This is a genomic window from Ensifer adhaerens, from assembly GCF_001270265.1.
Lineage (GTDB): Bacteria > Pseudomonadota > Alphaproteobacteria > Rhizobiales > Rhizobiaceae > Ensifer > Ensifer adhaerens_B.
Map to the genome: position 1 here is coordinate 474,679 of NZ_LGAP01000001.1, position 19,105 is coordinate 493,783.

Here is a 19,105-nt window from a genome sequence, read left to right on the forward strand (position 1 = left end):
GCGGCTCGCGCGCCCAATAGAAGTAGGACGTGTCTGCCGGCACCAGCGCCGCCGACGCCAGTGGTGTTCCAAGCGGGACGATCTCGGTCAATGCGCACCGCAGCAGCTCCCGCACATGCGTCGAGACCTTGGGGAGAGCCGGACATGGCAATCTACAAGACGCACGATGACCAAGGCCGTGAGCGAAGGAGCACTGCGGCGAGGAAGGGGCCCGGAGTGCGCGGGCGCCCATGCGATCACAGACCGCCAGGGCCGGAGCAGGTTCTCATCGCGGACCTCATCGCGTTTTGGCTGGCGTGGAACGCCGGTCACATCGATCGGATGCAGGAGGCGCCAAGGCGCGCGCTTCTAAAGCAGGCGGAGCGCCTCGGTTCGTTCTGGAGGGGCATGGCGGTCGCCGGAATCTGCGCGGACACGTCGCTCCGCTACCAGAGCAGCAGGAATGCGAACTCGGTCCGCGCCGAGCTCGCAAGGTTGCGCACGATCGTCGACTTCGGCGCCCGTTGTGGGCTGGTCCATCTGGGAGACCGCGCACTGGACTATGCTCTGCCACCGCGGCCGCCCAGGCGGCGGCAGTGGCACTGCTGCAGCCGCGCCGAGGTGGCGAGGCTGGTGCGCGCGGCCTATAAGGGAGATGGGGAGTGCGCCGCGACAATCCCTGTCGCAAGGCTGGTCCTGTCCGTATGCTATCTCGGCGTGCCGACTTGGGTTGCCGAGCGAGCGTCCTTCGAGGAGGAGGAGGGGTGTCCGTGGGCGGACCTCGAGGGCGGGGTGCTTTATCCCCGCCCCCTGGGGGCCCTCCCGAGGCGCGGCAACATGCACGCTGACCCCATACCCATCCCGACCCGGCTGTTGATGCACATGAGGCGGTGGCGTACTGAACGGCCAGGGGGGTCGGGAGGGCGCTACGTCGTCGAGCCCCGGGGCGCTGGATGGCGGAAGGAATTCCGGATGCTGAGTCGCAAGGTCTTCGACGAGGAGCGCAGCCGTGAGATCACCTGCCAAGCGCTGCGGAACACGTGCACGTGGTGGCTTTACGCGGGCTCGGCCCCGACCGAGATCATCTGCCGGTTCCGTTCCCTGGCGCCTGACCTTACGCGCAAGCAATTTTTCACCGGACACTTCCCGCCCTGGTGGCCGCAGGAGGTCGACAGGGCGTTCGCGAGAGCGCGGCTCCGTCTGTGCGGGGACGGCGGCCGCTGAGGTCCGCCGCTTCCACCGCTCCGCGGGGAACGCTGCGGCCGGGGGGACTGCAGAAATGGAAACAATGACACCCCTGGTGCCTTCCGAGGTGTCCGTCCGCGAGATGGAGAGGCTGCTCGACCGCCTGGCAGTTGAGATCGACGCGATGGGACGGGACGGCGGCGTCCTGGTAGGACTCTACGCGTGGCTCGAAGGCCAAGTCGAGCGCCGCCGCGCACACGCCGCCGTCCTCGCGTCGGTGCACGAGCGTGTCAGACGATTGCAGGATCGAATGGCAGCGCGATCCTGAGAAGCCGGTACCGCTGCCATTCGAGGGATAGTTCCAATCCGAGCGGCTGCCACGCGCACTCATGTCCCAGCAGAATCGCGACCAGTCCGCTCTCGAGACCGCCGTCCTTCAGGCGAGCCGCGAAGCATCTGCGCAGCGAATAGAGACCGTGTGTCCCCACCGGAAACAGCTTCCTCCTGACCTTGCTCTGTAGAGCCCTAAGAGCCGCGTCGTTGCCCCTGTAGCGGGGGAAGCCTTCAGGATGCTTGCGGAACACCCCCAGCGCGACGCCGACCAGCGGTATCCGTCGCCGTTTCCCAGGGGGATCGTATTTGTCCCTCACTTCGATGTACGGAACCGGAGCGTCCAGGACTATGTCTTCCGGCCAGAGGTTAGCCAGATCGCCGGGGCGGCCCCCCGTCTCGACCGCTGACAGCACGATTCCGCGCCCCTCGTCGTCAAGGAAACGAAGGGCGCCGGGCGCGAGGATCTGGGTGGTGACCCACTCGGCCGAGACCGCCGGCCTCCTGGGCCTCCGGGAACGAGAGCCTGACGATGCTGGCGGTCCTGAGTTGCTCCTTGTATCTCTGGTACGCATGGTTTGAAATCCTCCAGTTCACTGGCCTGCTTTGGCGGCGAGGAGCCCCGCGTGATCCACTCGGCGCAACGCGGCTTCCATCACGCCGCTCTTCCGGTCGGCGCTCCCGGTCCTGCGGCGCACGGGTGCCTCAGACGATCCCGGGATCGAATGGCAGCGCGATCCTGAGAAGCTGGTCCCGCTGCCATTCGAGGGATCCGCCTTGCCCGTACTCCGGTCTGTCGCTCGTATGTCCCATCAGTATCATGCGCAGTTCGGCGTCGACGCCCCCCACCTTCATGCGGTCCTCGAACGAATGCCGCAGGGAATAGATCTTGTGCCGTTCGGTCGGAAAGAGGTCATGGACCTTGAAGTGCTTGTTGAGAGTGGCGGAGAGATTGCTGCCGTGGTCCCGATAGCGCGGAAATCCGTTGGGATGCTTGCGGAAGACCGCCAGCGCGAGGCCGACGAGCGGTATTTGCCGGTACGACGACACCGTCTTGACCTCGCGCGGACCATCCTCGTCCTCGTCGAGACGCGTCTTGATGTCGATATACGGCACCGGCGCATTGAGGACGATCTTCTCTGGCGGCAAGTTCGCGAGCTCGCTTGGACGCGCGCCCGTATCGATCATCGCCAGTACGATTCCGCGGGCCTGGTCATTCAGGGACCCGAGCGCGTCCGCAGTCAGAATACGTTCGGTGATCCAATCGGTGGGGAACGGCGGCCGTTTTTTCGCCTTCTTGTGCTTGTCGCTGAAACCCAGCCTGTCGAACGGATTGTCGATGTTCTTGACGCCCAAGTGCTCGTGGTAGCTCTGGTAAAGGACGCGCATGTTGCCTATGTCGCGGTTTCCCGAAGAGGCACTGTGGGTCGGCTTTCGGCGTTTGCCCTCCTTGTCCGTGGGCGGGGCGATCCTGTCCGACCACAGGTCGTAGAGCCTGAGCGCGTCCTCCCGCGTCACCTCGCCGATCGGCTTGTCGCCCACTAGGTTGATGAAGTTCTTCAGCGCGCGCTTTTTGACCTTGAGCCACGCTCTTATCTGCTCGTCGCTCTTGCTGGTCAGCTCAGGTGCTGCGATCTTGTCGACGTAGACTGTGAACGCCTCCGACAGGCGCACGCCGGGCCGCTCGACCACCCCCAGGACGGCGTTGGTCTCGGGCGAGTTGGGCTTGTGCTCCAGCAGCACGCGCAATCGATCCAGAATCTGCGCGCCGGTCTCGCCCTGCATGATCTCCATCGTCGTCCGGTAGGTGAAGCCCAGGGCTGCGACACGCCGGACAGCGGCCTCGTAACGCCGCTTCGCCGCCTCGGCGGAGTCAGAACAGAGGAGGGCGCCCCAGAGCTCGTCGTCCGCACGCTCGTATCCGTCCCGCAGCGCCCGCGCCTTGGCGAGATCCCGCGTCCTGAGCGACGCCCGGATGATCGGTTGCCGTTCGTCGAGGGCGACGACCAGCGTGGGGACCCGGCGCTTGTAGAAGTATATGCCGTTTCGGGTGGTGAGGTACCTGTCGGGCTCCGTCCTCTCCATGGCGCCGCCTCCTGTGTCCCAGAAATGCCCCATAATGTGGCTCAAAAAGAAGGATGTCTCAATCCGCAGAAAATATAGAATATACTAAAACACATTATAAATCAATTATATAATCAGAAGCTTTGAGGTGATTCTTTGGTGCGGCCTAGATGCACCTTTGATGCGTCTCGACCGCACCAAAGAAAACCTGCTTCGGCAGGTTTTTTTGTTTTTATCCATATGCTTAGCTTTGTGAGCGATCCGTAGCGGAGTCCTGCACGGCATCCGATTTGTCGCGTTACAGCGTTGAACGCGAACCTACGACCGGCAACGCGACACATGAAAGCTGGGGTGCGGCCGACCGCGGCACGCGCGGTTGATCATGTCCGGCGTCATGGTGCATCTGCGTTTCGATCGGCCGTGGATCCTTGCGGCCATACCGAGCGCCCGGATGACGGTTGTCCGCCTGACTGCGACGAAACCGGCGCTGCTGGAGCGCCTGGCGCAACGTGAGACTGGCGCCGGCGCGCAAGAGCGGGCGGAACGCTTCGACAGGCCAGGCGTATCGCCGGCGAAGACGCCGAAAGCCTTATCGTCGTGCCCACGGACGGCAAGCGGCCGCAGGAGCTTGCGGAGGCGATTGGCTGGTTACGCGCCGGTCAGCCGTGTGGCCCACGGCCAAGGATCAGTTCGTCTTGATTACGTTCGCCTGCACCGGGTGCTCTATGCCCTTCAGCGAAAGCAGGCGTGTCTCCGTATAGTTCGTGAAGTCCGGCGCTTGCGCGGCCGTCTCGGCTGACATCAGGATTTCCCCGGCAGCAGCCTGGGATTCGAGCCTTGCAGCCAGATTGACGGTGCCGCCGATTGCAGTGAAATCACTACGGAAGCTTGAGAATTCGCCAATTTCGACATCACCGCTATGTATGCCGACACCAACGCCGAGCGTGGAACCAAGCGCACCCTCGAAAGCCAGCTTTGGGCCGTTCACCGCAGCAGAATGAGACCGCTGTATATCCATCGCCGCCCTGATCGCAGCACGTGCATGGTCTTTTATCGCGATCGGAAAATTGAAAATCGCCATCAGTCCGTCGCCCATCTGTTTGTTGACGATGCCGTCGTGTGCCCAAACAGCTTGTGCACAGCGATCCTGGAACAGGCTGACAATTTCGCTGAGTTCAAGCGCTTCGATCTGTTCCGACAGGAGAGTAAATCCCCGCATATCTGCGAACAGGATGGTGGCTCGGGCGGTTATGTGCTGTTGCTTTTTGACATAGCGAAAGGAGCGCTCGCAGATCGTGCAGATGTTCGGATTCATCTTGCTTCGGGTGATACCGAACGCTCGAAAGGGCAGAGCTAACGGGCCGCGGATCGGGATCGGAACGCGCATCTGATCCCAGCAACCGCGGCAGATACTGGCGCTGCTGTGATGGGTAGGCTCGAGGGAGGAGGCGGTCGTCATGCCTTGCAATCTCGTCAAGCCGGTGAGCCTTATGGCCGCACGCCGATAAACTTCTAACATTCGGCTGCTTTTGGCAATGTGTGGTTTGGAGCGGGCGGCAACAGAGAGGTGGTTTGTTCTCTGATTGGCTTGCAGAACTCAGCCTGATGATGCGCGCCGGCCATCCATTTTTGGTGACGAACCGAGCGGGATAGAAGTGGGAATGGAGGTTGCCCGCGAGGCGGCGCACTACGAACCGAGCGGCGAATGTCTCTGCTCGAGGAAAAGGATTGTCGCGACACCGACACAGGCCGGATCGTTCGATGTCCAACGTCGTGGTCCATCTCGCTCAGCCGCTTTCAGGCTTCCCCTACGTGAAAGCTTTGCAAGATCCTTTGTCAGCCAGCCAAAAAATTGCGGCCGCGAACCGGCTGCTATTTGACCGTTCCGTCGGGCGAGACCTTCTGTGCTTCACTGCCGGTGCCCGTGTCTGGCGTCGGGTCTGTACCAGTCGGCGTCAGTACCCGGCCCTGCTTGTTGTCGATGCTGCCGGTCTGTTCGGGCGAGGGTTGCGGTTGGACCTGATCGACTGCCGTTGTCCGGTCGTTGTCGTTGCTTTCGCCCCATATCTCGGCGCCACCCCAGACAAGCAGCGCTAGGAACAGGCCGGCTGCGAGGATGGCCAGAACACGCACGCCCAGCGGCCCCTGGCGGCTTTCGCCGGCCGTAAAGCTCTCCCGGTCGGCGTCATGTGTCGCCGAGATGGGATCGCCTCGTTCATCCAGATTTTTGCTCATTGGATGACCTCCGTTGTTGTGATCGTAAACAACGGGATTCGAACGACAATGTTCCGCCTTGAGGCAAAATCACCCCGGCATTTAGCCAGGAATGAGAGGAGCCGAAACGCCAACGAGTTGGCGATCCGACGTCATATGTCTTTCTATGAGAAAGCCAGGTTTTCAGTTCGACCAGGTATCGGCCACTGTGCGGCGCACGAGCTTATATGTGTGGTCTGGCTGAACTTCGTAGGTCTCGAAGACCATGGTGCCCTGATGCAAGAAGCGGTTTTGGATCATCGTGCCCGGTGCCGCTATCGTCTTTCGCATGGGGCCGGTCTCACCGTAGGTGAGGCTGCCCGGTAGCGGCTCGAGATTGGAGGATGCGCTGTTGCATCCCGCCAGCGCGAGAAGGGTGAGGATTGCGACATGCGTCGGTCTCATAGGCTGATCCTTGATTGAACCTGTGTTTGAATTTAGCCGTGCTGACTTGGGACGGAAAGTCCGGGCTTCGATCGATATTCTGGCGCCTGCTCGACTTGCTGAGCGTGAGAGCTTACCGGTCTAGTTTCGCGCCAATTCCCTTGCAGCTTTCTCGAATCGCTTGACGGCGCGTTCCCGCTTCAGTCGCGACAGACGCTGCGTCCAGAAGATGCCGTCGAGTTGGTCGATTTCATGCTGGAGGCAGATCGCCATCAGGCCATCCGCGTCTTCCTCGACAATGGCACCATCGAGCGTCTGGTATCGAACGCGGACGGCTCCGGGACGCTCGACGTCTTCGGAAATTCCGGGCATCGAAACGCTGCCCTCGGCGTGTTTCACCATGTTTTTCGAGCGCGAGACGATCTCGGGATTGACGAAGATACGGACACCGCTTTCGCGGTCGAGCTCGATCACCGTCAATCGTTGCAATATGCCGACATGCGGCGCAGTGATGCCGATGCCCGGCGCAGCGCGCATCGTGTCGAGAAGGTCGTCGGCAAGCGCCCGCAGGGCATCATCGAAAAGATCGACGGTCTTCGCTTCCCGGCTCAGAAACGGATCTGGAAAGCGAAGAATGGGGCGGATCGCCATGGCATGCTCCTCGGCTGCGGCCGGATAGTGCTATCCGATCGCGCCGTCGATGTCGACTGCGGGCGCGCATGTGCGTTTCCCATGTATTTGCAACAGCTTGAATAAATCTGTTGCCATAGTGGCGACGCCTGCGCCTGCGATGTGGACCTCGGCAGGGCTTTGCGCTAGCAGGGCTGTAAGGCTCAGTTCCTAGAGGAGGATCTGGGCGGTAAAACCGGCAGTGATGTACCCTTTCCCAAATCCGCGCGTGGCGGCCGGAAAGTTGGCAATCGTTTCGAGGGCGCGCTCATGAGCAATACCGGCGACGACGACCGCGGTTCCGAAGAAATCCCCGCCTATGACGGGGCGGACATCTATGCCGACGATGGTTCGGTGCGCTCCGACTTCCTGATGCATGTCGGTGCGGCGATTGCCGACCGTGATACGATCTATCTGCGCCAGCATGTCGCTGGTCTGCATTCGTCCGAAATCGGCGACCTGCTCGAGGCGATCCAGCCGGAACAGCGCCTGGCGCTCGTCTCGCTGCTTGGCAAGGATTTCGATCTTTCGTCGCTGACCGAAGTCGATGAGGCCATCCGCCTCGACATCGTCGAGCACCTGCCCAATGAGCAGATCGCCGAGGCGCTCGGCGAGATGGATTCGGACGATGCCGTCTACATTCTCGAAGATCTCGACCAGGAGGACCAGGACGAGATCCTGGCGAAGCTGCCCTTTACCGAACGCGTTCGCTTGCGCCGTTCGCTGGACTATCCCGAGAGCACGGCTGGCCGGCGCATGCAGACGGAGTTTGTCGCGGTGCCACCGTTCTGGACCATTGGCCAGACGATCGACTACATGCGTGAGGACGCGGACCTTCCCGAGAGTTTTACGCAGATCTTCGTCATCGATCCAACCTTCAAACTTCTGGGCGCGGTCGATCTGGACAAAGTTCTGCGCTCCAAGCGGTCGATCAAGGTCGACGCCATCATGCGCGACACGAGCCATGCCATTCCGGCGGAGATGGACCAGGAGGAAGCGGCGCAGCTCTTCGAGCAATACGACCTTCTCTCCGCCGCCGTGGTGGACGACAATGGTAGGCTCGTCGGGGTTCTGACCATCGATGATGTCGTCGACGTCATCCAGGAGGAGGCGGAGGAAGACTTGCTGCGTCTGAGCGGCGTCGGCGATGAGGAATTGTCGGACTCGGTGGCCGAGGCTTCCCGTTCGCGCGTTCCGTGGCTGTTCGTCAATTCGATGACGGCCTGCATATCCGCCTCGGTCATCGGCCTTTTCGATGCGACCATCCAGCAGATCGTCGCGCTCGCCATTCTGATGCCGATTGTCGCCGGAATGGGCGGCAATGCCGGATCGCAGACGATGACCGTGACGGTGCGCGCGCTTGCGACCCGCGGCCTCGACATTCATAACGCTCCGCGAATCATCCGCCGCGAAGCGGGGGTGGGCCTCTTGAACGGCATGATCTTCGGCACTCTGATCGGCCTCCTGGCCGGCCTCTGGTTCCAGGACCCGAACATCGGCGGCATCATCGCCACGGCCATGCTCATCAACATGATGGCTGCAGCCCTCGCCGGTATCATGGTTCCGCTGCTTTTGGAGCGTTTTGGCGCCGACCCGGCGGTTTCTTCCGCGGTCTTCGTGACGGCGATCACCGACGTCACCGGCTTCTTCAGTTTTCTCGGCATCGCCACATGGTGGTTTAACGTCACGTGATATCGCGGTTGTTTGACTTTTACGTCAAGGTCAACGATAGTGACGGTTAAGAAATCATGGAATGGCAGCGTGAATAAGTACTATAGCATTACCGAATTGACGCGGGAATTCGGCATTTCGACCCGAACGCTGCGGTTCTATGAGGACGAGGGCCTCATCCATCCGGAGCGCCGCGGCCGAACCCGTATGTTTCGACCGGCAGACCGTCGGCTGATTCAAGAGATTCTGCGTGGCCGGCGCATCGGCTTCACGATTGCCGAGATTCGCGAAATCATCCAGGTCTACAAGGACCCGCCCGGTGAACTGGGTCAGCTGCAATTGCTGATGAGCCGCGTCGAGGTCAAGCGCGAAGAGCTGCGCCAGAAGCGCAAGGATATCGAAGACACGTTGACCGAACTCGACAATGTCGAGGAGGCATGTTTGACGCGTCTCGCCGAGATCGGCGTCGGCACCTGATTAAGCGCGTTTTCGGCACGCATAGGGATTGAGAAGGGCGGCTCTGGCCGCCTTTTTTGTGTCTATTTACGGCCTGATCAGATCCAGCGGCTCGTATGCCGGCAGTAGCGCTCGAACTCGAAGCCGAAGCGTGAGAGCAGATGCCGCTCTTCATTGCGAATGGCGAAGATCGTCGTCAACATCACTGCTGTAATCGCCATGATGAAGAACCACGGATTGAGCGTGATCAGGCCAAAGCCGATCATCATCAGCGTGTAGCCGAGGTAGATCGGATTGCGGGTGAAGCGGAATGGCCCGTAGGTGACGAGGCACGTGGCGCAGCGGTGCGGAAGCACGGCCGTATGGCGATCCAGCAGCGTCTTGACGGCCCAGAGGTCGAGCCAGATTGCTGTCGCGACAAGGATGCCGCCGGAAATCCACGGCACCCAGCCATGACCGTGGGCCACTGGGATCGGCGCGTATCGCGCAAGCAGCAAGGCTGCGAGGGTGGCGGTCCCGTAAAGCAGGGCCGGCCATGGGAAACTCAGCGGCTTGGCACGATAGGCATTCATGTCCTAGTCCCCTGATTGCACGTCCATTGTGCATTGACCGGCGATTCGCGCAATGCGTTCATCGGTGTTCACATTGATCTTTCCCCTGTTCAGTTCGTCGAACAGGTTCTGCTCCACCAGGCGATCGAGCGTGCATCCGCAGAAGGCGTCGCAAGGCACGGCCGGATTGCCGCGGCTGCAGGCCTCGACGCAGTTCGTGCGGTAGGCTTGCTTGGGATCCGGCAGTGTCGGCGGTGAGACCAGCGAGAAGAGGTAGACCAATCCGATGAGCAGCGGCTGGTGGAGGAGGTATATGGCCAGACTGTGACGCCCTCCGAAGATCAGCGCTTTCGTCCACAGGCGCGTTTTTCTGTCGTCGACCGGGCGCCTTGCAAGGGCTGCCACCAGGCGCGCATGCGCCAGCTTTGCGGTGCCGAGACCGAGGAGAAAAGGTGCGAGCCACGGCAGCAGCGGCACGTAGTCGTTCGAGCGCGGGATCGTTTCGGAGAGCCCGACCCACCAAAGATAGGGCGCGTCGAAGATCGCGGAGCGAAGATAGAGCGGGGCGGCGAAGGCGGCCGCCGCAGCTGCAAACGAAACGATAGCCGGAAGGGGCAGGAAGAGCAGCCCGACGAGGCTTGCCGCGGCAATCGAATGCAGGATGCCGAAGAAGATGAACGTGTCGGGGAAGGCAAACCAGGTCGCGATGCTGATCAGTGCGGCAGCGCCGGCAATCTTGGCGAAACGACGCATGAAGGCGTCGAAACGGATCTTCGGACGCTGCCCGAGCCCGGGGCTGTACCGGCCAGAAACGGGAGGCGGCGGGCGCCCGGCCGGGCAAACCCCCCCCCCCCGCCGGTGCCGGCGGTTCCGGCCGCGGTATAGCCGAAGAATTCCAGGTCCCCGACGAAATGGGAAAGCGCCATGGCCACCAGGGCCAGGCCGCGCAGCACATCGATGAAGACAAGCCGGCGACGAGTACTGCTCGTCGGTTGCGGTTCAGCGGTCGAGGTCATGTTGGTATCGGACATGGTGTTCGCCATCCTGTTGGCGCGAATGAGACTGGCAGGTCAGGCTTGCGCCAGACCGGTTTTGATCGCTGGGAAAGAGAAGATGCCGCTGGATCCCCGCCCGGACCATATCCGACGGGTCTCGCAACAGCGACTAGCGGGCGGCGTCCTGCAACAGGGCCGCCCGCGCCTCGGAGAAGAACTGCCGGCGCGTCAGGACGAAGATGACGAAGATTGTCAGGCCAACGAAGGCGTAGGGGCTTATGAACCAGCCGAGATAACCGATCGACAGGAAGATCGCCCTGAGGCCGGCATTGAAGTGCTTGGCGGCAAGGACGTTCATGCGCACCGCGCGTTCGGCCGCAATCTCGGCGCTGTGCCGGTCGCGTATCATGTCCGCCGTCATCGGTATGCCGCCCATGAGGATCGAGCAGTAGTTGAACAGGCGATAGGACCAGCCGAACTTGAAGAAGGAGTAGCCGAAGAGGCAGGTGAGCCCGGCGACCTTCAGCTCGAAGGCAGTCCGTCCGCCGTGGAAGACATAGGGCATGTCGGCGAAGATCATCTGTGCCTGCTCGGTCGCGCCCAACAGAGCGAAGCAACCGCCGAGCGCGAAGATCGTTGTCGAGGCGAAGAATGCGGTGCCGGCCTGCAGCCCGGCAATGATCTGCGTATCGATCATTTTCAGGTCGCGGTTGAGAGAGTTGCGAATCCACCGGCCGCGGTGCTCGTTCATCAGCCGGGTAAGACTGATGCGTTTGAAGCCGCGCGTGCCGTCTGTCGCCCAGCTGAAGCTCGCCCACAGTAGGATGAACACGACAAGTGCTATGTAATCTTCGAAGGTCATACACGTGTTTTTGGCATGGCTTTTGGAAATTGCAAGGTCGGCGCGCCTGTGGAGAATCTGCGGTGCATCAACTAGTGTGATGAAATTGCGGCGGAATTTCTTCCGGCAAAAATGCGTCGCCTCCAGCGTTTGGTGCTTTTACGGGAACCTTGATGTACCCCTGACACCTTTCCGCCATATTTCACCGTTGCGCCTTCACACTTTCTTCAGTATGCATTGCGCCATGCACGGGCCCTTGATGTGTGGCCCGCAGCCGTTGAGAGTTTTTCGGAGACATCATGGACAATACAATACAGAAGTCTTGCTGGGGCGTGACTGCTCGCGCCGTAGCCGGTTTCGCTGGCGTTCTTGTTCTTGCTTATCTTTTCGGCGGCCTTTGATACCCAAAAGTCCTCTGATTGACAGCGCGGCTTCGCAGAAGCCGCGCTGTTTCGATTCCGGGCGGTCGTAACGTCAGGCCTGGTGGCTGCTGCCCAGCTCGCCAGCGCAATGTCGCACCAACGGGATCGGATGTCGGTTGATCGCCTGATCGACAGGGATAGGATGGCTTAGGGTTTGATCCTATATCTAAGGGTGAGGGTACTGCTTCGGTCCTGAGGAGAGATCGAGGTTTGTATCGACTGTGCAATCATGCATATGACGGCATCCGGCGATCGGCCGGGCGGCATATGTTCAGGCTCCGGGCAGGCAATTCATGTTTCTTTCCGTTTTCGACGTCTTCAAGATCGGTATTGGTCCTTCGAGTTCGCATACGATGGGGCCGATGTCGGCTGCCAATCGCTTTCTCGAACTGATCCTGTCCGACGAATGGCCGCGGCCGTCGCACGCATCTGTCGCAGCCATCAAGGTCAGCCTGCACGGCTCGCTCGCCCACACGGGCATCGGCCATGGCTCGGGCAGGGCGGTTGTGCTCGGGCTTGTCGGTGAACGTCCCGATCGCGTCGATCCCGACCGCATGGATGCCTTGATCGACGAAGTTGAGCATACCGGGCGCATAACGCCGCCGGGACATCCACCTTACGAATTTCAGCCGAAGACCGATCTGATCTTCGACAAGAAGGTGCCTTTGCCGGGCCATGCCAACGGCATGTCTTTCTCGGCTTTCGACAAGGACGGCCGCCTTCTGCTCAAGCGCATCTACTATTCGATCGGTGGCGGTTTCGTCGTGACCGACACGGAACTCGACGCCATGCGCGCCTCCAAGAACAAGCCCGCTGGCGTCAAGGTGCCGTTCCCCTTCAGCACCGCCCAGGAAATGCTGGATATGGCAGCCCGGTCGGGCATGACGATCGCGCAGATGAAGCGGGCAAACGAAGAATGCACTATGTCGCCCCAGGAGCTGAACGAGGGGCTCGACCGTATCTGGGGCGCCATGAGCAGCTGCATCGATCGCGGCCTCAGCCAGGACGGCATCATGCCGGGCGGCCTCAAGGTGCGCCGGCGCGCCCGCTCCATTCACGACAAGCTGCAGGAAGAATGGCGCTCCAACAAGATCAACCCGCTGCTCGCCAACGACTGGCTGAGCGTCTACGCCATGGCGGTCAATGAAGAAAATGCGGCCGGCGGACGCGTGGTGACGTCGCCGACGAACGGTGCCGCTGGCGTGGTTCCCGCGACCATCCGCTATTACATGCACTTCCACGACGACGCCGATCAGGACGGCGTTCGCGACTATCTGCTGACGGCTGCTGCGATCGGCGGCATCATCAAGCACAATGCGTCGATTTCGGGTGCCGAAGTCGGCTGTCAGGGCGAGGTCGGTTCGGCCTCGGCAATGGCGGCGGCAGGCCTCGCGGCCGTTATGGGCGGTTCGCCAGAGCAGATCGAAAACGCTGCCGAGATTGCGCTCGAACATCATCTCGGCATGACCTGCGACCCGGTCGCCGGGCTGGTCCAGGTGCCCTGCATCGAACGCAATGCGCTTGGCGCCGTTAAGGCCGTTACCGCCGCGTCGCTGGCACTCAAGGGCGATGGCCAGCATTTCGTGCCGCTCGACGCCTGCATCGAAACCATGCGCCAGACCGGCGTCGACATGAACGAGAAATACAAGGAAACCTCGACAGGCGGCCTGGCGGTCAATGTCGTCGAATGTTGAGCAGCGCATGGACGATTGTGGATGACGCTGCGCAATTCGCTTGACCGAGACGGTAGGACGGGTGTTCAAAAACAGCCATGTCTCTGCATCTCATAAAGCTCTGCGTCGGGGCGGAATCGATCGAGGACCTGCGCGACTGGGTTTCGCGCAAGGCCCTGACTGCGATTGCCGCCGGCCTTGAACCGCATTCGTTCCACACGACCCGCATGGTCCCGAAACGCATGGACGAACTTCTGGACGGCGGCTCGCTCTATTGGGTGATCAAGGGGCAGGTGCAGGCGCGTCAACCGTTGATCAGCATCGAGACTTTTACCGACGGGGAAGGGATCGGCCGCTGCAACCTGATTCTCGGCCCTGAAGTTGTTGAAACCGAGCTGCAGCCGCGCCGGGCCTTCCAGGGCTGGCGCTATCTCAAGGCCAACGAGGCGCCGCGCGACCTGGCGTCGCTGTCCGGCGGTGGAGCCGACATGCCGCTCGAGCTCCGGCGCGAACTGGCCGAACTCGGTCTGCTCTAGCCAGACGAAGAAGGCGGCCGAAGCCGCCTTTCAAATTCAGAACAATCAGAGGATGCGCATCTTCAGCGGCCGGCGACGCCCGGGCGCCGTCACGTGAAGATGGATACCCGCGCGTGGCTGCGTCGAGCGCCAGGCTCTTGCCCCATGTGTCAGCAGCATGCCGACCAGATCCTTGGTCTTCGCCTTCGGGCGATTGAGACCGAGATCGGCAATGCGCATTGCTGCCTCATGGAGCGGATGCAGATTGATGCGCGACGGCTTAGCCCGTCGCCCCGGCAAGGGAGTGACACCCGGAACATTCTCGTTCATTGCCATAACTAACCTCGTACGCTTTACAAAACCGAGGAGGGTGGCCGAACTAACAAACCGGCCACCGAAACTGATGCCGTTTACTGCTGGCTGGCCCAGCAGGAGATGCCTTTCTTCTTCAACGCCTTGCAGGCATTGATCGCTGCATTCTGGTCGTCGAACCCGCCAAAGCGAGCGCGGTAGACCTGAGCGCCGCCATTGCTGAAGGCGACGGTGAACGGGGTCGCCTTGCTGAGTGCCTTGCCGCCCTTGTCCTTGGCGTTGCCGAGCAGCGTCATGGCTTGGTCCTTGTCCGGCGTCGCACCGATCTGGATGACCCAACCCTGAGGCTCTGGCACGGTTTGCGGCTCGGCTTCTGCCGCAACGGGCTCGCGCTTCGGAACGGAATTGGTGATCTGAGCGTCGACCATGGCTGCAGCAACCGGCTGGCGCGACAGCTTGATGCTCTGGGCGTCCAGCGTATTAGGAACGATCTTCGGCGAAAGGACCGGGTTGTCCGAAGCGCGTTTGGTTCCGGCATAGGCCATCTGCACGCTGTTGGTATTTTCGCCATCGTAACGCACGGCCGGTACGGGGCCGGTGTTCGGCAGATCGAGACCTGCAGCGGCGGCGACCGGGCTGGCGACCGGCGTTTCCGTAACCTGCGCCACAGCAATCGGCTCTTCGGCCGCGGGTGCGACCGGCGTCGGTGCGGTTTCAGCGATCAGGTTACCACCGCCGCGACGGGAGGCGGCCGGCATGTACTTTGCCACGAGACGGCGCATCTGGGCGTCGCGGCTGGCACCGGAGGTGCCGCCCATGACGACGGCAACGATGCTGCGACCGTCAAGCTGCGCGGAGGTCACAAGATTGAAGCCTGAGGCACGGGTGTAGCCGGTCTTGATGCCATCGACGCCACGCACATTGCCCAGCAGGCGATTGTGGTTGCCGATCGTCTGCTTGCCGAAACGGAAGCTGCGGGTGGAGAAGTAGTCGTAATACTGCGGAAAATGCTGGCGCAGGGCGAGGCCGAGGCGGGCCTGGTCGCGCGCCGTGGTGCGCTGCTCGGTGTTCGGCAATCCGTTGGCGTTGCGATAGGTGGTGCGGGTCATGCCCAGCGCGCGCGCCTTGTTGGTCATCATGCGGGCGAACCGCTGCTCCGAGCCACCCAGCAGTTCGCCGAGCGCCGTCGAGGCGTCGTTGGCGGAGCGGGTGACGAGCGACAGGATCGCCTGCTCGACGGTGATTGATTGTCCGGCGCGCACACCAAGCTTCGACGGCGGTTCGGCGGAAGCGTTCTTGGAGAATGGAACGGGGGTCGACTTGGTGATCCGACCGGCTTCGAGCGCCTCGAATGCCAGATAGAGCGTCATCATCTTGGTCAGCGATGCGGGGTAACGCAACTCGTCGGCATCTTCTCCGTAGAGAACCTTGCCGGTTTTCGCGTCAACGACGATGCCCGAATATTTCGGATTGGCCAAAGCGGGCGCTGCGAAGGCAACCGATGCGACGGCGCCCGCAAGGACGATCCGTCCTACCATCTTTGAAAAAGCGCCGAGCGGGCGTTTCGCGAGATCAAGAAAACCTGATTGGGACACTACGCTACTCTTCATTCTCATGTCATGGGTGTTGTCCGGACGCCGCCTCCGGGAACGACCGTTCCTGAGACAGTATCTGCATAGCGTTACCAATCGGTTTATGATGAATGATTGGTTTCCGGAATCGGACGCATATTTACAGAGGTGATACCGGTGTAGCGCAATGGTGCGGCGCACAAGCCAGCATCACATCACTTGGACGAAATCAGGGCACGAGATGGCTTTTCACAAAGCCACCCACAGCATTGTCGATCTCGCGCCATTGCGGCAGCAGATTGCGGGAGAAGCGGTAGAGGATAACCAGGTCCTTGCCGGCATGAATATCGCGCTGGCAGTCCGCACTCGTGGAGGCCTCGTTGGCGCCAGGCTCCAGGCAGCGCACGACATAGGTTGGCTCCCCTTCGCGCTCAGCGGTAAAGAAGGCTTCGCCTGCGTAGCTCGACGTGGCCTTGACGCCATGCCGCGTCAGCCCCTTGGGGCCGGGGCTGGCAGCGCCCTCGAAGACCTGGGTGTAGATGGGCTCGAGCCGACCGGACATGTCGCGCGACATGGTGCTCTGCGAGATCTGCAGGAAGATCAGGCTCTCGGGCCGGTTGACGTTATTGAAGAGGTGGCGGTTGTCATCGCTGTAGCCTCCGAGCGCCGGCCAGGTCAGGTAGATGTCGACGCGTTCGGCGATCGATGTTGCCCGCTGGCTTTCAAAGCGAATGACATTGGCGGGCAAACGAAGATGATCCTGGCCGATGAAGATATCGTAGGGCGTGAGGCTGGACGTGTGGCCGGCAAGGGCGAGGTTTTCCCCAAACCAGCGTCCCGATAGCGAGAGCGCCGTGGTGATTGCTGCGAGCAAGACAACGACCGCAGTAACTTTGTAGACGAAGCGTCCTGAAAGAAGCGGGCTCAGTTCCGGCTCGGAGTTCCCGTTTGAAGAGCTGCTCATCGATGGGGCGTCCCGTCGCGGTGGCCGCGCGATATGTGGCGGTTCAACTGCCGCCGGTCGGTTTGTAGCGTCAGGTGGACTCTGGCAAGGTTTGCTTGTCCGACGCTGGTCGAAGATGGTTAATTTTCGATGAAATCGACGCGCGTCTCTCGCCGGCACGCGCTTGATCGTGGTTCAGTGGGGCGATCAATAACGAAAAAGCCGGTTCCGAGGGGCAGCGGAACCGGCCAGGCCTGATCTTAGACGGGGATGGGGGCTGACCAAAGCCCGGTAGGCGGGAGCGTGGCGCGGGAAATCACCCAACCGCGCCACGGTTCCTACGATGACGGCTTACTGGGTGCGGACGCTGCCGACGGCGACCGTGCGGCCATCCTGCAGCTTGACCCAGCGACCGGCATGTTCTGTCGACTGCCGCTTGAGGTAGGTATATTCGGTGTCCGACCACAGCAGCACCTTGTTGCGCATGTTGTCGAGAATGAAGTCGCCGCGATCCGTGCGGACCGTGAGGACCGCGTGGCCATCGCCATTCGGCTGAAGGACGACGGTGATCAAAAGGTCGGAGGCGGAGAAGCCGCTTTCGATGAGTTTGCGGCGCTTCAGTAGAACGTAGTCTTCGCAATCGCCGACGCTGTCGGGATAGGACCACTTTTCTTCGACGCCATGGATTTCCATGTCGGTCATCGGCGTGATCGCCTGGTTGACGTCGTAGTTGACCTCGAGAATTTTCTGCCAGCCTTCGCGCGTCAGGACCGTCGGGCCGCGATCGGCGCCGTTCGACCGGCATTCGCCCGGGTTGATCTTGCAGAATTCATAATGGCCGATCGGCGGATTGGTCGCGCCGGTCACGGTCATGTTCGCCGGAAGGGCCAGCGCACCCTCGACCAGGCTGCCGGTAAAAAGTGCGGCGACAGCGATCATCTTGGTGATTGTCTTGAGCATGATTGTCTCCCCGTTATGGTTCGACAATGCCACGGACATTTTTATCGCTCGCGAAGATGCGAGGTAAAACAAAGTACAAATGAAAGACGTATCAGAATAAAATAAGAATAGAACTTGAGATATATTTTAGTTGAATTTGATTCAAATTTTAGCGGTTTTCAAAGGCGGCCAATCGCACAAGTGGAATCCATTAAGCATCTAAATGGTTGCAAGGGCGGTGTTTTACGAGCGCATATCGACGGCACGCGCGACGATGCTAGGCCGCATGGCGGTAATGGGATGTATCCGGAAGGGACAATTCCCCGGTTCACGCCCGGTCGCAATGCTTGATTTCAACGTGAAATCAACGCGAAGAGCGAAAATACGCGGAAAAAATATTTGAGAAAGTTGTGCCGGAAAATCAGCGCGGCGACGACGGGCTGTGCTGAAATGGAGCAAAAGGGCCGCGGGTAAGGCGCGAGCGCGGGTACTTCAGGTCGATTGCCCGGGTGGCAGACCGGAATAGGGCCTTCGCCCATAGTGGTTTACTGCGGCTGCGTCACCGAGCGCGTTCGGCCGCATGTCGATGCCGCCACTGACATGGCGTCACGATTGACGGCGGCTATGTCAGTGAGGGGGACGGCCGAAGTTGCTTAGAGGAATTCCGTTAGGGCTTCGCGGGACTGAACGCCCGAGAATTCGATGGCGACGCCTTCTTGGAAATGACGGACAATCTTGCCCTTCATGTTGCCGAGTCTGATCTGCGTGCCGATCGGCGGGCGGTTTTCGATATCCACGGCGGCGCCTGACAGCGAAAGGTCGATGATACGGCAGGGATATTTCGCGCCGGTATCGAGCGTCAGCTCGGTCAGTGTCTTGCGCGGCGCAAGACGATCGTGGCGGCGATCTTCCGGAAGACCGAGCTCGTGCTTGTTGGCAATCCATGTCAATTGCGCCGCGAGCTTTTCGCGCTTGCGGTCCGTGGCGTTGAGCTGGATGACGAAGGCGTTCTCGGCAAGCCGAGATACGGTGCCTTCGAGCCGCCCGACGTGGTCGATGTAAGCGATGATGCGTTCGCCGGCGCGCGGGCGGGCCGGCGATGAAAGAAGCACGTCGCCCGGCGACATGTCGACGGCGGTGCAGTCGTATTCATCGTGGTTGGCAAGCATCAGTCGCCCGGTGAGATTCACCGAGACGCGCTGGAACGCGCCTTCCTGGCGCGGCTTCGGACCGTTATTTTGAGCGTGCTGAAACGAGAACATGATCACTCTGCATCGACGTATCTTGGCACGCGAAAGCATAGTGCGATCCGGTTAATAGAATGTTCGCGCTGCGGTTGGTGTCTGCGCCGA

Annotated in this window: 18 protein-coding genes and 1 pseudogene; 5 read left to right on the forward strand and 14 right to left on the reverse strand. The window is 61.1% G+C overall.

Going from position 1 to position 19,105, the window contains the following annotated elements:
• The first annotated feature begins 951 nt into the window (after window positions 1-951).
• Entirely contained in the window at window positions 952-1,203 is a 252-nt protein-coding gene (locus AC244_RS36215) for a hypothetical protein (protein ID WP_152975818.1), read from the forward strand.
• A 251-nt stretch (window positions 1,204-1,454) separates the two neighbouring features.
• Here the strand turns inward: AC244_RS36215 and AC244_RS02300 are convergent, their stop codons facing one another.
• The 6 genes from AC244_RS02300 to AC244_RS02325 all read right to left on the reverse strand — a co-directional run bounded on the left by AC244_RS02300 (window position 1,455) and on the right by AC244_RS02325 (window position 6,846).
• Window positions 1,455-2,069 carry a site-specific integrase gene (locus AC244_RS02300; protein WP_053247188.1) on the reverse strand — a complete coding sequence of 205 codons (615 nt, stop codon included), beginning with the start codon at window positions 2,067-2,069 and terminating at the stop codon, window positions 1,455-1,457.
• Between the two features lie 130 nt (window positions 2,070-2,199).
• Window positions 2,200-3,579: a DUF6538 domain-containing protein gene (locus AC244_RS02305; protein WP_053247189.1), complete on the reverse strand. Its 1,380-nt coding sequence runs from the start codon at window positions 3,577-3,579 to the stop codon at window positions 2,200-2,202.
• 664 nt (window positions 3,580-4,243) lie between these two features.
• Window positions 4,244-5,017 (reverse strand): adenylate/guanylate cyclase domain-containing protein, encoded by a 774-nt coding sequence (locus AC244_RS02310; protein WP_053247190.1) that lies wholly within the window; start codon window positions 5,015-5,017, stop codon window positions 4,244-4,246.
• Window positions 5,018-5,430: 413 nt separating this feature from the next.
• On the reverse strand, window positions 5,431-5,793 hold the full coding sequence (locus AC244_RS02315; RefSeq protein WP_053247191.1) for a hypothetical protein: 363 nt from the start codon (window positions 5,791-5,793) through the stop codon (window positions 5,431-5,433).
• A 162-nt stretch (window positions 5,794-5,955) separates the two neighbouring features.
• A complete protein-coding gene (locus AC244_RS02320; protein ID WP_053247192.1) occupies window positions 5,956-6,216 on the reverse strand; it encodes a hypothetical protein in 261 nt (86 codons plus the stop codon).
• Between the two features lie 120 nt (window positions 6,217-6,336).
• Window positions 6,337-6,846 (reverse strand): peptide deformylase, encoded by a 510-nt coding sequence (locus tag AC244_RS02325; protein ID WP_053247193.1) that lies wholly within the window; start codon window positions 6,844-6,846, stop codon window positions 6,337-6,339.
• Window positions 6,847-7,134: 288 nt separating this feature from the next.
• Here AC244_RS02325 and mgtE point away from each other — a divergent pair, with 288 nt between their 5' ends.
• Together mgtE and AC244_RS02335 are read left to right on the forward strand one after the other, a co-directional pair.
• A complete protein-coding gene (gene mgtE, locus AC244_RS02330) occupies window positions 7,135-8,556 on the forward strand; it encodes a magnesium transporter (protein ID WP_053247194.1) in 1,422 nt (473 codons plus the stop codon).
• 69 nt (window positions 8,557-8,625) lie between these two features.
• The gene (locus tag AC244_RS02335) at window positions 8,626-9,012 is read left to right on the forward strand and encodes a MerR family transcriptional regulator (protein ID WP_053247195.1); all 387 of its coding nucleotides are present in this window, start codon (window positions 8,626-8,628) and stop codon (window positions 9,010-9,012) included.
• A gap of 77 nt (window positions 9,013-9,089) precedes the next feature.
• On the opposite strand, the gene AC244_RS02340 is transcribed toward AC244_RS02335, so the two are convergent.
• The 3 genes and pseudogenes from AC244_RS02340 to AC244_RS02350 all read right to left on the reverse strand — a co-directional run bounded on the left by AC244_RS02340 (window position 9,090) and on the right by AC244_RS02350 (window position 11,399).
• Window positions 9,090-9,563, reverse strand: coding sequence for a methyltransferase family protein (locus AC244_RS02340; protein WP_053247196.1), 474 nt, complete (start codon window positions 9,561-9,563; stop codon window positions 9,090-9,092).
• Window positions 9,564-9,566: 3 nt separating this feature from the next.
• Window positions 9,567-10,573 (reverse strand): annotated as a pseudogene (locus AC244_RS02345) (heparan-alpha-glucosaminide N-acetyltransferase).
• A gap of 133 nt (window positions 10,574-10,706) precedes the next feature.
• Entirely contained in the window at window positions 10,707-11,399 is a 693-nt protein-coding gene (locus AC244_RS02350) for a DUF599 domain-containing protein (protein WP_053247197.1), read from the reverse strand.
• A 694-nt stretch (window positions 11,400-12,093) separates the two neighbouring features.
• Here AC244_RS02350 and AC244_RS02355 point away from each other — a divergent pair.
• Together AC244_RS02355 and AC244_RS02360 are read left to right on the forward strand one after the other, a co-directional pair.
• Window positions 12,094-13,494, forward strand: a complete 1,401-nt coding sequence (locus AC244_RS02355) for an L-serine ammonia-lyase (RefSeq protein ID WP_053247198.1) — start codon at window positions 12,094-12,096, stop codon at window positions 13,492-13,494.
• A 77-nt stretch (window positions 13,495-13,571) separates the two neighbouring features.
• Window positions 13,572-14,009, forward strand: coding sequence for a DUF1489 family protein (locus AC244_RS02360; protein ID WP_053247199.1), 438 nt, complete (start codon window positions 13,572-13,574; stop codon window positions 14,007-14,009).
• A gap of 45 nt (window positions 14,010-14,054) precedes the next feature.
• On the opposite strand, the gene AC244_RS02365 is transcribed toward AC244_RS02360, so the two are convergent.
• The 5 genes from AC244_RS02365 to AC244_RS02385 form a co-directional block, all read right to left on the reverse strand.
• Entirely contained in the window at window positions 14,055-14,324 is a 270-nt protein-coding gene (locus AC244_RS02365) for a hypothetical protein (RefSeq protein WP_053247200.1), read from the reverse strand.
• 74 nt (window positions 14,325-14,398) lie between these two features.
• The gene (locus AC244_RS02370; protein WP_053247201.1) at window positions 14,399-15,916 is read right to left on the reverse strand and encodes an SPOR domain-containing protein; all 1,518 of its coding nucleotides are present in this window, start codon (window positions 15,914-15,916) and stop codon (window positions 14,399-14,401) included.
• A gap of 184 nt (window positions 15,917-16,100) precedes the next feature.
• Window positions 16,101-16,835, reverse strand: a complete 735-nt coding sequence (locus AC244_RS02375) for a hypothetical protein (RefSeq protein WP_053247202.1) — start codon at window positions 16,833-16,835, stop codon at window positions 16,101-16,103.
• A gap of 330 nt (window positions 16,836-17,165) precedes the next feature.
• Window positions 17,166-17,774: a transglutaminase-like cysteine peptidase gene (locus tag AC244_RS02380; protein WP_053247203.1), complete on the reverse strand. Its 609-nt coding sequence runs from the start codon at window positions 17,772-17,774 to the stop codon at window positions 17,166-17,168.
• A 632-nt stretch (window positions 17,775-18,406) separates the two neighbouring features.
• Complete coding sequence (locus AC244_RS02385) at window positions 18,407-19,015, reverse strand: PilZ domain-containing protein (RefSeq protein ID WP_053247204.1); 609 nt, start codon at window positions 19,013-19,015, stop codon at window positions 18,407-18,409.
• Window positions 19,016-19,105: the final 90 nt, after the last annotated feature.

Bases quoted from the DNA above. Each gene is read 5' to 3' on its own strand.
- AC244_RS36215 (WP_152975818.1), top strand. From the start codon at position 952: ATGCTGAGTCGCAAGGTCTTCGACGAGGAGCGCAGCCGTGAGATCACC.
- AC244_RS02300 (WP_053247188.1), bottom strand. From the start codon at position 2,069: ATGCGTACCAGAGATACAAGGAGCAACTCAGGACCGCCAGCATCGTCA.
- AC244_RS02305 (WP_053247189.1), bottom strand. From the start codon at position 3,579: ATGGAGAGGACGGAGCCCGACAGGTACCTCACCACCCGAAACGGCATA.
- AC244_RS02310 (WP_053247190.1), bottom strand. From the start codon at position 5,017: ATGACGACCGCCTCCTCCCTCGAGCCTACCCATCACAGCAGCGCCAGT.
- AC244_RS02315 (WP_053247191.1), bottom strand. From the start codon at position 5,793: ATGAGCAAAAATCTGGATGAACGAGGCGATCCCATCTCGGCGACACAT.
- AC244_RS02320 (WP_053247192.1), bottom strand. From the start codon at position 6,216: ATGAGACCGACGCATGTCGCAATCCTCACCCTTCTCGCGCTGGCGGGA.
- AC244_RS02325 (WP_053247193.1), bottom strand. From the start codon at position 6,846: ATGGCGATCCGCCCCATTCTTCGCTTTCCAGATCCGTTTCTGAGCCGG.
- mgtE (WP_053247194.1), top strand. From the start codon at position 7,135: ATGAGCAATACCGGCGACGACGACCGCGGTTCCGAAGAAATCCCCGCC.
- AC244_RS02340 (WP_053247196.1), bottom strand. From the start codon at position 9,563: ATGAATGCCTATCGTGCCAAGCCGCTGAGTTTCCCATGGCCGGCCCTG.
- AC244_RS02350 (WP_053247197.1), bottom strand. From the start codon at position 11,399: ATGACCTTCGAAGATTACATAGCACTTGTCGTGTTCATCCTACTGTGG.
- AC244_RS02355 (WP_053247198.1), top strand. From the start codon at position 12,094: ATGTTTCTTTCCGTTTTCGACGTCTTCAAGATCGGTATTGGTCCTTCG.
- AC244_RS02360 (WP_053247199.1), top strand. From the start codon at position 13,572: ATGTCTCTGCATCTCATAAAGCTCTGCGTCGGGGCGGAATCGATCGAG.
- AC244_RS02365 (WP_053247200.1), bottom strand. From the start codon at position 14,324: ATGGCAATGAACGAGAATGTTCCGGGTGTCACTCCCTTGCCGGGGCGA.
- AC244_RS02370 (WP_053247201.1), bottom strand. From the start codon at position 15,916: ATGAGAATGAAGAGTAGCGTAGTGTCCCAATCAGGTTTTCTTGATCTC.
- AC244_RS02375 (WP_053247202.1), bottom strand. From the start codon at position 16,835: ATGAGCAGCTCTTCAAACGGGAACTCCGAGCCGGAACTGAGCCCGCTT.
- AC244_RS02380 (WP_053247203.1), bottom strand. From the start codon at position 17,774: ATGCTCAAGACAATCACCAAGATGATCGCTGTCGCCGCACTTTTTACC.
- AC244_RS02385 (WP_053247204.1), bottom strand. From the start codon at position 19,015: ATGTTCTCGTTTCAGCACGCTCAAAATAACGGTCCGAAGCCGCGCCAG.